Annotated in this window: 12 protein-coding genes; 9 read left to right on the top strand and 3 right to left on the bottom strand. The window is 41.3% G+C overall.

Features of this window, described 5'->3' with window-relative positions:
• The first annotated feature begins 110 nt into the window (after nucleotides 1-110).
• Genes Q0J48_RS05180 through Q0J48_RS05170 form a run of 3 tightly spaced genes read left to right on the top strand, consistent with a single transcriptional unit; the run spans nucleotide 111 to nucleotide 3,145 of the window.
• The gene (locus Q0J48_RS05180; protein ID WP_296242264.1) at nucleotides 111-998 is read left to right on the top strand and encodes a DMT family transporter; all 888 of its coding nucleotides are present in this window, start codon (nucleotides 111-113) and stop codon (nucleotides 996-998) included.
• Nucleotides 999-1,898, top strand: a complete 900-nt coding sequence (locus Q0J48_RS05175) for a ketopantoate reductase family protein (RefSeq protein WP_296242261.1) — start codon at nucleotides 999-1,001, stop codon at nucleotides 1,896-1,898. It begins immediately after the preceding gene.
• Nucleotides 1,899-1,909: 11 nt separating this feature from the next.
• Complete coding sequence (locus Q0J48_RS05170; RefSeq protein ID WP_296242259.1) at nucleotides 1,910-3,145, top strand: DUF1015 domain-containing protein; 1,236 nt, start codon at nucleotides 1,910-1,912, stop codon at nucleotides 3,143-3,145.
• A gap of 13 nt (nucleotides 3,146-3,158) precedes the next feature.
• On the opposite strand, the gene Q0J48_RS05165 is transcribed toward Q0J48_RS05170, so the two are convergent.
• From Q0J48_RS05165 to serC, 3 genes are read right to left on the bottom strand one after another with little or no spacing between them, the layout of a single operon-like run.
• Nucleotides 3,159-3,944: a PHP domain-containing protein gene (locus tag Q0J48_RS05165; RefSeq protein WP_296242257.1), complete on the bottom strand. Its 786-nt coding sequence runs from the start codon at nucleotides 3,942-3,944 to the stop codon at nucleotides 3,159-3,161.
• A complete protein-coding gene (locus Q0J48_RS05160; protein WP_183376735.1) occupies nucleotides 3,941-5,113 on the bottom strand; it encodes a phosphoglycerate dehydrogenase in 1,173 nt (390 codons plus the stop codon). Before Q0J48_RS05160 ends, Q0J48_RS05165 begins: the two co-directional genes overlap by 4 nt.
• Nucleotides 5,101-6,195, bottom strand: coding sequence for a 3-phosphoserine/phosphohydroxythreonine transaminase (gene serC, locus Q0J48_RS05155; RefSeq protein WP_296242255.1), 1,095 nt, complete (start codon nucleotides 6,193-6,195; stop codon nucleotides 5,101-5,103). Before serC ends, Q0J48_RS05160 begins: the two co-directional genes overlap by 13 nt.
• 149 nt (nucleotides 6,196-6,344) lie before the next feature.
• Here serC and Q0J48_RS05150 point away from each other — a divergent pair, with 149 nt between their 5' ends.
• From Q0J48_RS05150 to Q0J48_RS05125, 6 genes are all read left to right on the top strand, one after another.
• A complete protein-coding gene (locus Q0J48_RS05150) occupies nucleotides 6,345-7,115 on the top strand; it encodes a GDSL-type esterase/lipase family protein (RefSeq protein WP_296242253.1) in 771 nt (256 codons plus the stop codon).
• 41 nt (nucleotides 7,116-7,156) lie between these two features.
• Entirely contained in the window at nucleotides 7,157-8,077 is a 921-nt protein-coding gene (locus Q0J48_RS05145; RefSeq protein ID WP_296242252.1) for a calcium/sodium antiporter, read from the top strand.
• 93 nt (nucleotides 8,078-8,170) lie between these two features.
• Nucleotides 8,171-9,040 carry a substrate-binding domain-containing protein gene (locus tag Q0J48_RS05140; protein ID WP_289570448.1) on the top strand — a complete coding sequence of 290 codons (870 nt, stop codon included), beginning with the start codon at nucleotides 8,171-8,173 and terminating at the stop codon, nucleotides 9,038-9,040.
• Between the two features lie 77 nt (nucleotides 9,041-9,117).
• Nucleotides 9,118-9,969: a phosphate ABC transporter permease subunit PstC gene (gene pstC, locus Q0J48_RS05135; RefSeq protein ID WP_183376719.1), complete on the top strand. Its 852-nt coding sequence runs from the start codon at nucleotides 9,118-9,120 to the stop codon at nucleotides 9,967-9,969.
• Nucleotides 9,969-10,796 carry a phosphate ABC transporter permease PstA gene (gene pstA / locus Q0J48_RS05130; protein WP_183376717.1) on the top strand — a complete coding sequence of 276 codons (828 nt, stop codon included), beginning with the start codon at nucleotides 9,969-9,971 and terminating at the stop codon, nucleotides 10,794-10,796. Before pstC ends, pstA begins: the two co-directional genes overlap by 1 nt.
• Nucleotides 10,797-10,809: 13 nt before the next feature.
• A partial coding sequence (locus tag Q0J48_RS05125) for an ATP-binding cassette domain-containing protein (RefSeq protein WP_366937064.1) occupies nucleotides 10,810-11,111 on the top strand: 302 nt, incomplete at its 3' end.

Here is an 11,111-nt window from a genome sequence, read left to right as displayed (position 1 = left end):
GACAAGGATCCGCAAAGGGGATGCTGCTCCTATGGCAATCGTACAATTTGTGAAGTAGAGCAATCTACTTCCTTTTTCTTATGCAGAGAACATTTTGGAAACGGCGCAGCGTGTTGATCTTAACGGCAATCTTCTGCTGTGCCTTGTGGGGAAGTGCAGTTCCTTTTATAAAGACAGGCTATCGATTGTTTTCCATTTCGGCTTCGGATACTCCCAGTATCTTATTGTTTGCGGGCTTGCGCTTTACTTGTGCCGGGATCTTGGTTTTGATCATAGGAAGTTTACTTCAAAAACGCTTGCTGATTCCGACTAAATCGTCTATAAGAGCGATTCCTGTTTTGGCTTTTTTTCAAACGGCCGGACAATATTTTTTCTACTATATTGGTCTGGCGCATACCAGCGGTGTCAACGGCTCGATCATTAGTGGTACCAGTGCCTTTTTTGCGCTGTTGGTCGCCAGTATATTATTTCATTATGAACGATTGGATCTTCGTAAAGTTATCGGCTGTTTATTGGGATTTTTTGGTATACTGATCATGAATATACAAGACTTACAAAGCGTCTCGTTAGGAGGAGATGGGTTTGTGCTGATCTCACAGCTCTGTTCGGCACTCAGTGCGGCTTTTATCAAAAAATTTACCGAAACGGATGATGCGGTGATGTTGAGCGGCTATCAGTTCTTTTTGGGAGGTCTTGTTTTAATTCTCATAGGATCTTGCATGGGTGGCCATTTGGCATTGGCAAACAGTGCAGGAATTGTCGTTTTATTTCATTTGGCATTTGTTTCTGCTTGCGCTTATACCTTATGGGGGATCTTATTATCCAATCATCCGGTCAGCCAAGTGGGGATCTTTAGCTGCCTGATTCCGGTGATGGGTGTTTTATTGAGTGTGCTGATGTTACAGGAAACACAACAGGCATTTTCTTTGACAAGCTTGATTTCCCTGATCTTGATCGTATGGGGCGTAGGCATGGTAAATGCTCGAGAGGATAATTAAATGATTCAAAAAGTTGGGATTGTGGGCCGCGGAGCAATCGGGGCCTTATATGGAACGTTATTGTTAAAAAATGGATGTCAGGATGTGGTGTTCATTGTCGACGAGGATCGTAAAAAGCGTTATGAACAAGAACCTTTGGAAGTGAATGGGCATTTCCCCGATTTTCAATATGTCACATCAGGAGAGCCGCTAGATTTGATCATGATCTGTACCAAATACGCCGGCTTATCTTCTGCGATCCAAGAGATTGCCCCTTTTGTGAATCAAGATACGATCATTCTTTCCTGCTTGAATGGGATTCGCAGCGAGGAAGAATGTCGCAAAGTATATGGAGAAGATGCCGTGATTCGGTGTATTGTCCAAGGCATGGATTCTACCTATTTAAATGGTACTGTGGATTATTCTCATGTGGGAGAGATCTTGTTTGGCAGTGAAACCCCTGGACAACAATCGAAAGTGGAGGAATTAAAAGCCTTTTTTTCTCATTATTCGATTCCTTATCGAAAATGTGTAGACATCGTTCGTGAACAATGGAATAAATTGATGTTGAACTGCGGGATCAATCAAGTTTGTGCCGCGCATCAAGTTGGATATGGCGGATGTCAGGATCATCAGCCGTATCAATCTGAATTTATTGCGGCCATGAAAGAAGTTCAAGCGGTAGCTAACGCGAAAGGGATTGCTTTGACCCATCAAGATATCCAAGATTGGATCCAGCTGGTCAATTCACTTCGCCCGGATGGAATGCCCAGTATGGCACAAGATATCTTGGCGCATCGAAAGACGGAACTGCCATTATTCTCATTGACGATCATTCCTTTGGCACAAAAGCTTTCGATTCCTACACCAGTATTGGAAAGATTATGCAAGCAGATCCAGGAACTGGAAAAAGATTTTTAAGGAGGAAGACTATGAAGCCTTGTTTTCAAAGTGGAACCTTTTATTTGCCCAACGCATCCATTGATCCAGCCCGTTGGGCGGTGATTGCCTGTGATCAGTATACGAGTCAGCCAGAGTATTGGACCGAGGTGCAAAAGCAAGTACAAGACAAACCGTCTTGCCTTCATTTGATTTATCCTGAAGCTTTTCTGTCGCAAGGTGATCAAAGAATTCAAACGATCCAGCAAACGATGAAACGCTATCTGCAAGATGGAATTTTGGAAGAAAAGGTCCAGAATGGTTTTGTCTTGTTGAAGCGATCCACACTTTCAGGAGATCGATACGGATTGGTCGGTGTCATTGATCTGGAAGCTTATGATTATGATCCGCAGACCGATTGTCCGATCCGTGCTACCGAGGGAACGATCGAATCGCGTATCCCGCCTCGTGTACGGATCCGCCAGGATGCCCTGCTAGAACTTAGCCATGTCATGGTTTTGATCGATGATTCGCAAAAACAGCTGATCGAAGTTCTGGCCGATCAGAGAGAAAAATTTCCGGTGTTATATGATTTTGATCTGATGATGAATGGGGGGCATGTTACTGGATATGCGATCCAAGGAAAAGAGGCCGAAGAAGTCGAATCTCGCTTGATGACGATGCAGAAAGATGCGGACGGTTTGTTCTTGGCCGTGGGGGATGGCAATCATTCCCTGGCAACGGCTAAAGCTTGTTGGGAAAAGATCAAAATTCAATTAAACGACCAGCAGAGATTGGATCATCCGGCCCGTTTTGCGATGGTAGAACTGGTGAATCTGCATAGTCCGGCTTTGATCTTTGAACCAATCCACCGCATTCTATTCCATACGGATCTCAAAGATCTGTATCCGGGGTTTGAAAAGTACTGTCAGGATCAGAATATTTCGATTAAGGAAGGAAATGAGATCTATTTTCATCAGGGCTCGATAGAGAAGAAAATAGGCCTTGTGAAATCTGATGATCGACTGCCTATTGACATCTTACAAAATTATTTGGATCAGTATTTGAATACGCATCCACAAGCTTCGATTGATTATATTCATGGACAGGAAGCGATGATGACCTTGTTGCAGGATCCATCGAACTGTGGAATCTTTTTAGACCGTATTGATAAAAATTCTTTGTTTCCTGCCATTATGGCTGGCGGGGTCTTGCCCCGTAAGACATTTTCAATGGGAGAAGCGGACGAAAAACGCTTTTATATGGAAGCGCGAAAAGTACGACTATAAAAAAAGGAGCTCGTTATAGAAATTGAGCTCCTTTTAATTCGTCATAAGCCATGGCTACATGCTCGGGATAATGGGCATCGCTAGCCCATACGATAGGGACTTGATGGTGTTTGAGGATCTTTCGAAAATCTGGACATAATCCAATTTCCGGGTGATTATAACGATAGTAAGCCCCGGTATTATCTTCCATGCAGACATGATGTTCATGAGCTAGTTGCGCCAACTTTTCATAAGTGGGGTGCAAATCATAACCCGGATCCAGCTGATATAATTTGATCACATCAGGATGTCCGATTTGATCAAAAAGATCAGAGGCAATACATTGTTCTAATTCTTGATAATACTTTTTATAGATCGTGGAATTATCCATTTTCTCCCAAACCAATTCTTCACTGAAAGCGCCGATATCATATAGATAATGGTCGATAGAGTGAACGCTCCCTACAAAAAAATCCAAAGGTAGACTTGGAAGAATGGAACGAAGAAAGGGCTCTCTTTCTTTTTCGTAACAAACTTCCAATCCCCAAGATACTTTTAAGGGCAGCGCTTCTTGTTCGACCTCTTCTTTCAGTTTTATAAAGTCCTGGATCGAGTTTTTCTGTTTCTTTTCAAACCAGGCTTTTTGTCTAGGGTCTGCCTGGCATATATCTGCATACATTTCTCGAAATTCATAAAAGCGATGCGTATGATCGAGAATCTGCAGATGGTCGATTCCTTTCTCTAGGGCAGTGTCTATGAATTCAAATACATATTCTTTGCTCAGAGGTCCATTTTCCAAATGTACATGAGCATCGATCATAGAGGTTGTCTCCGATACGTTCTGGCTTTTACAACACCTGGAATGGCTTCGATTTTTTGGATCGTTTCCGGACTGGCTTCCTTATCAAGATCCAGGATCGTATAGGCAATCTCATTACGAGATTTGTTCATTAAGTTTTCAATATTGGCATTATCGTGAGATAGTGAATTTGTGATCTGGGAGATCATTTTTGGAACGTTGTGATGGATCACACAGATGCGGAACGGAGCGTTGAAATCCATATAACAGTCAGGGAAATTCACAGAATTTCGAATGTTTCCGTATTGCAGATAATGCATGGTTTCTTGTGCTGCTTTGATGGCACAGTTTTCTTCACTTTCGGCAGTGGAGGCGCCTAAATGCGGGATGGCAATCACGTTTGGATGATTGACTAGCTCAGGGGTTGGGAAGTCTGTGACATATTTTGCCACTTTCCCGGTATTCAAAGCTTCCAAGATATCATCGTTATTGACTAAGCCGCCACGGGCAAAGTTCAAAATCTTGACTCCGTCCTTCATTTGAGCAATGGTCTCTTTGTTGATGGTATTTTTGGTTTTTTCATTTAATGGAATATGAATCGTGATAAAGTCACTATTTCGAAATAAATCATCTATGTCGCTATCATGATGGACATACCGCGACAAGTTCCATGCGGCATCTATGGACATAAAAGGATCATAGCCGCGAACCTTCATGCCAAAACGAAGAGCCAAGTTGGCAACTTGGACACCAATGGCTCCGCATCCGATGACACCCAATGTTTTTTGATTCAATTCGGTCCCTGCATATTTTTTCTTTTGTTTTTCCATGTCTTTGGCAAGGTTTTCATTGTTTTGTTGAGTCTTTGCCCATGAGATTCCTCCATAGATATCACGAGACGCAAGCAACATACCGGCAAATACAAGTTCTTTGACGGCATTGGAATTCGCTCCCGGGGTATTGAAAACTACGATGCCGCGTTGTGTACAAGCATCGATGTCAATATTATTAGTACCAGCTCCCGCCCGAGCGATGCACTTTAAGTGATCGCTATATTCGATATTATGAAGATTGGCGCTTCGAACCAGGATCGCATCTTCATTTTCGATGTCATCTCCGACTTCATAATCTGCTGTGAACTGTTGAATTCCAATAGGAGCAATATTATTGTAAAGTTTTATTTTGTACATGCGTTGAGATTCTCCTTTTCAAATTTTTTCATAAATTCAATCAAAGCTTCAACCCCTTCGATTGGCATCGCATTATAGAGGCTGGCGCGCATGCCGCCGACCGTTCGATGCCCTTTCAGGTTTACTAAACCAGCTTCTTTGGCTTCTTTGACAAATTTTTTATCCAAATCAGCGTTTCCTGTCACAAAAGGAATATTGGTATAGGAACGGTCCTCTTTGACGACAGGGTTAGAATACAGATTTGAAGAGTCAATATAATCGTAAAGCATTTTGGCACGTTTATGGGACAATTTTTCCATTTCGTCTAAACCGCCAATTTCTTTTTCTAACCATTCCAATACTAGACCAACCATATAGATGGAATAACAAGGAGGTGTATTGTACATTGAGTCATTGTCTGCATATGTTTTATAATCCAATAAAGAAGGAATATTCTCTTTGACATGACCAATCAGATCTTTTTTGATAATCACGATCGTGACGCCGGCAGGCCCCATGTTTTTCTGGGCTCCCGCAAAGATCAGATCGTATTTTGAAACATCGGTCTTTTCACTAAGAATACAGCTGCTGAGATCGGCAACGAGAAGTTTTCCTTCGTGAGGAGGCAATTCTTTATATTTCGTTCCATAGATCGTATTGTTTTCGCAGATATACAAATAATCGCTATCAGGACTCAAATCATTCTGTGTGATTTTGGGGATATATGTGAAGTTTGCATCAGCACTGGATGCGATCACATGAGTTGTCCCCAGTTTTTCATGCTCCATAATGGCTTTCTTCGTCCATTGTCCGGTATTGATGATATCGGCGCTGTGCTTTAACAGATTTAAAGGAACCATGGAAAACTGCATTGTTCCGCCGCCTTGACAAAATAAGATCTCGTAGTCTTCTGGAATATTCATCAAACGACAAAGACGCTCTTTACATGTATCCAGGATGGATTGAAATTCAGAAGAGCGGTGGGACATTTCCATAACGCTCATACCGCTTTCATGTGCATCCAGCATTTCCTCCGCCGCTTTTTTTAGGACCCATTCGGGTAGACAGGCCGGGCCTGCACTAAAGTTATAAACTCTTGTCATAGTTTCATCATACCTTTCGTGTAATACCCATTATTATACGAGCGAATTCTTAAAAATCAAGCAAAATGTTCAAAAAATAAATACAAATGTACACATTTCAAATACACTTCTGTTTTATGGAGGACTGTGCTAGAATAAAGACAGAATTTATGAAAAAGACAAAAAGAAGATTAAAAAAACCAGTAAAGATCGCCTTGATTTCCATCGCTTGTTTAGCTGTTTGTATCCTTGGCATCCTTGCGTTGCCAAGAAATACGGTGCTGTCACAGGGCCAGGAGTATTTAAAGCAACAAGAAGAAAAAGCAGTAGATGATCTTTCTGAAAAATTAAAAGATACAAAATACCAAGAATTGCAACAAGGGATCGATGAAGGCAAGGTCGATTTGTTCGCTTTATTTGATGATGCCGTAATTTTTGGCGATTCTCGCGCAATGGGATTTAGTGTATATCATTTTTTCCCGGATTCTCATGTGCTGGCGGATAGCGGGGACACGGTCGAATACATATCAAATTGGTTAGACCAAGTAGAGACAATCAATCCGACGTATATATTCTTTTCTTATGGAGTTAACGATATGGGGATGCAGCTTGATGATGCGGGCGGATACGATAAGGTCTACCAAGAACAGATCCAGAAAGTATTAGAGCGTTGTCCGGATGCGACGATTGCGGTAAATTCCATCATTCCCGCGACGGATGAAGCAGTGGCAGAATCTCCTCCCTGGAACAAAGTGGATGAATATAATGCGAAAGTCAAGTCGATGTGTCAGGAAAATGGATGGATCTATATAGATAATACAGAGATTTCCCAAAATGGAGATGCGCCGATTTATCAAGCAGATGGTGTGCATTTTTTACAATCCTTCTATACGACTTGGGCAGAAAATATGATTTTGGGTTTAGAACAGAATAAAGATTGAACCGACAGAATGTCGGTTTTTTTTAGAAGGAGGAATGAGATATGTTAGTTCCTGCATTGTTTGTAGTATTAGGATTTTTCTTGTTAGTCAAAGGAGCGGACTTGTTTGTCGATAATGCCTCGGGTTTGGCTTATCGAATGAAAGTTTCTTCGGTGGTGATCGGATTGACGATCGTTGCGTTTGGAACCAGTATGCCAGAACTAGCGGTATCGGTAACGGCGGCCATACAAGGCTCAAATGAAATTGCTGTAGGCAATGTGATTGGTTCAAATATTTTTAATCTATTGGTTGTTGCCGGAGCGAGTGCCTGCATCTATCCTTTGGCAATTCATAGTGTTTTAATGCGAAGAGATTGGCCATGGTCGATATATGTCAGCGGTGTGTTATTGGTGTTTATTCTGATTCATCAAGATATTTCACGCTGGGAATCGATCCTCTTATTGGTCCTTTTTGGTGCTTTGCTGACAAAGCAGATCCGTTCTGCCAAAGAAACACAAGAGCAGTCTGTCAGATCCACGAAATCCTTAGGGAGATTGATATTCTTTTTATTGGCAGGCATCGCCGCAATCATTGCGGGAGGACAGCTTGTTGTAGAAGGAGCTTCGAATCTAGCTAGACTATGGGGATGGAGTGAGTCGTTGATTGGATTAACTATTGTTGCGATTGGAACGTCTCTTCCAGAATTAATGACCAGTATTGTGGCTGCAAGAAAGGGAGAAAATGAAATTGCGATGGGCAATGTGATTGGTTCCAATCTTTTCAATATATTATGTATATTAGGTATTTCTGGCACCCTGCGGCCTATGAAAGTGGATATTTGGGCAGCACAAGATTGCCTGGTATTACTTCTTGTTTCTATAATATATTACGGTGTTGTAAAAAAATGGGGTTTGAACCGGAGATGCGGGCTTTGCATGGTTCTAACTTATGTTATTTATATGGTTTGGCTGTTTGTTCGGTAAAGATTCCATTTTACATAGATTTAACATTTCTATTCTAGGCGCTTAACATTTCTTTTATACACTATTCATGTAAAAGAAAAGAGGATGAAAAAAATGAACAAATTTATAAAAGGAATGTTAGCTCTTGGATTAAGTGCTACTGCATTGGTAGGCTGCTCAAGCGGTACAGCAGAAGATGGTGCTGAAGGAACAGCTTCAGGAACAATTACGGTTGTCAGCCGTGAAGATGGTTCTGGAACTCGTGGAGCCTTTACAGAATTATTAGGAATTGATGATGGCGAAAAGGATAACACGACTAGCAGTGCTCAAATCACAAACTCTACTTCAGTCATGATGACGACTGTTGAGGGAAATGACTATGCGATTGGTTATATCTCATTAGGTTCACTGAACGATACAGTGAAAGCAGTTAAAGTCGATGGTGTAGAAGCTACACAGGAAAATATTGAAAACGGTGAATATTCTGTAAGCCGTCCATTCTTGATTTGTACAACTGGAGAAGTTAGCGAATTAGGACAAGATTTCATGAATTTCATCATGTCTGATGAAGGACAGGCTGTAGTTGCAGAAGAAGGATATATCCCAATGGAAACGACAGGAACTTTTGAATCCAACGGAGCAACTGGAGATTTAACTGTAGGTGGTTCAAGTTCAGTAACTCCTGTTATGGAAAAACTGGCAGAAGCTTATAAAGAAATCAATGCGGATGCCAATATTTCGGTTCAACAATCAGATTCTACTTCTGGTGCAGAAAACGCAATCTCTGGTGTATATGATATCGGTATGTGTTCTCGTGAATTAACAGAAGACGAAGAAGCTGCTGGTTTAACTCCAACAACAATTGCAATCGATGGTATCGCCGTAATTGTTAACAATAACAACAGTGTAGATAATTTAACTTCAGATCAGATCAAAGGAATCTACACAGGCGAGATTACAGATTGGGCAGACGTTGCCGAATAAGATAAAAATAATTTAAATAGTGTCAAAAAGGGGGAAACCCCTTTTTAACACGATTATATGAAGAGAGGATGTGAACCATGCAGTTAAGAGAAAACGCGATGCGAATCGTGTTCATGTTGGCCGCCTGTTTTAGTATCGTAGCCGTATTCTTTATCTGTTTCTATCTGTTTATTAATGGTCTTCCTGCTATTGCCAAGATTGGACCTATGAACTTTTTGGCAGGTATGGAATGGGCTCCCAGCAACAATCTTTATGGAATATTTCCAATGATTATCGGCAGTATCTATGTTACTGCAGGAGCTATTGTTGTGGGGGTTCCGATTGGGATCTTGACCGCTGTATATATGGCGTATTTTTGTCCTAAAAAAATTTATCGTATTGTAAAACCTGCAGTTGAGTTGTTGGCAGGGATTCCAAGTATTGTATATGGCTTTTTTGGCTTGGTAGTCATCGTACCTTTGATTCAGGATGCATTCCATACGAGCGGAAATACGGTCCTGGCGGCATCCATCCTTTTAGGAATCATGATTTTGCCGACGATTGTATCTGTATCGGAAGCTAGTTTACAGGCAGTTCCAGATTCTTACTATGAAGGCAGTCTGGCTTTGGGTGCCAGTCATGAAAGAAGTGTCTACTTTGTTTGTTTGAAGGCCGCAAAATCTGGAGTGCTCGCTGGAGTGATTTTAGGAGTGGGGCGAGCCATTGGAGAAACGATGGCGGTCATCATGGTAGCTGGAAATCAAGCGGTGGTCCCTGGCAGTTTATTGCATGGTGTACGAACTATGACCGCCAATATCGTTTTAGAGATGGGATATGCGACAGGTCTGCATAGAGAAGCACTGATTGCTACGGCTGTTGTTTTGTTTGTGTTTATTATGATCATAAATCTTTCCTTTTCAGCTTTAAAACGGAAGGAGGCTAAGGCATAATGAAACAAAAAAAAGATCGTGTCTCGTTTGCGCTGTCGCTTCTGACGCATATTGCAGCAGCGATTACTATTCTATGTCTGTTGTTTATTATTGCTTATATTTTGATTCGTGGAGTTCCAAATTTAAAACCATCTTTGTTTGAATGGGAATATAATACAGATAACGTAAGTATGATGCCGGCTATTATCAATACAATTATTGTTGTATTGATGACATTGGTCATTGCTGCTCCCATTGGCATCTTCTCGGCAATTTATCTTGTTGAATATGCTAAGCGGGGGTCTAAACTGGTCAAGGTGATTCTATTAACGACAGAAACACTATCTGGAATCCCGAGTATTGTATATGGATTATTTGGCTCTTTGATGTTTGTCATCTCTATGAAAATGGGATTGAGTATTATGGCAGGTTCTTTGACTTTAGCCATCATGGTTCTTCCTACGATCATGCGTACAACGCAGGAAGCCTTAGTGGCGGTACCTGATTCCTACCGTGAGGGAAGCTTTGGTCTAGGAGCCGGAAAACTAAGAACGATCTTCCGCATCATTCTGCCTAGTGCGATTCCTGGTATTATGTCTGGAATCGTGTTGAGTATGGGTCGAATTGTTGGAGAAACAGCAGCTTTGATTTATACTTCCGGTACAGTTGCACAAGTCTGCACGAATATTTTTGCACCAGGCAGCACTTTGGCTGTCCATATGTATCGTTTGATGAGTGAAGGGCTTTATACGGAACAAGCTTGTGCAGTTGCGGTGGTATTGTTGGTGTTTGTGATTGTGATGAATAGCTTATCTTCTTATTTAGGACGTAAGTTAGTGAAAGGATAAATGGATGAGTAATATGAGTGAAGTAAAACTATCGATACAAGATGTAAATTTATATTATGGTGATTTTCATGCGCTGCATGGCATCACAATGGATATCAAAGCCAATGAGATCACTAGTTTCATAGGGCCTAGCGGTTGCGGAAAGAGTACGCTTTTAAAATCAATCAACCGAATGAATGATTTGGTAGAAGGATGCAAAATCACTGGAGATTTCCTGTTAGATGGTCAAAATATCTATAAAGATATTGAGGTCAATACCTTGCGAAAACGCGTAGGAATGGTATTTCAGAAACCTAATCCATTTCCAATGAGTGT

The organism is uncultured Faecalicoccus sp. (assembly GCF_944325745.1).
Classification (GTDB): domain Bacteria; phylum Bacillota_I; class Bacilli_A; order Erysipelotrichales; family Erysipelotrichaceae; genus Faecalicoccus.
This window is presented reverse-complemented; position numbering and strand designations above follow the sequence as displayed.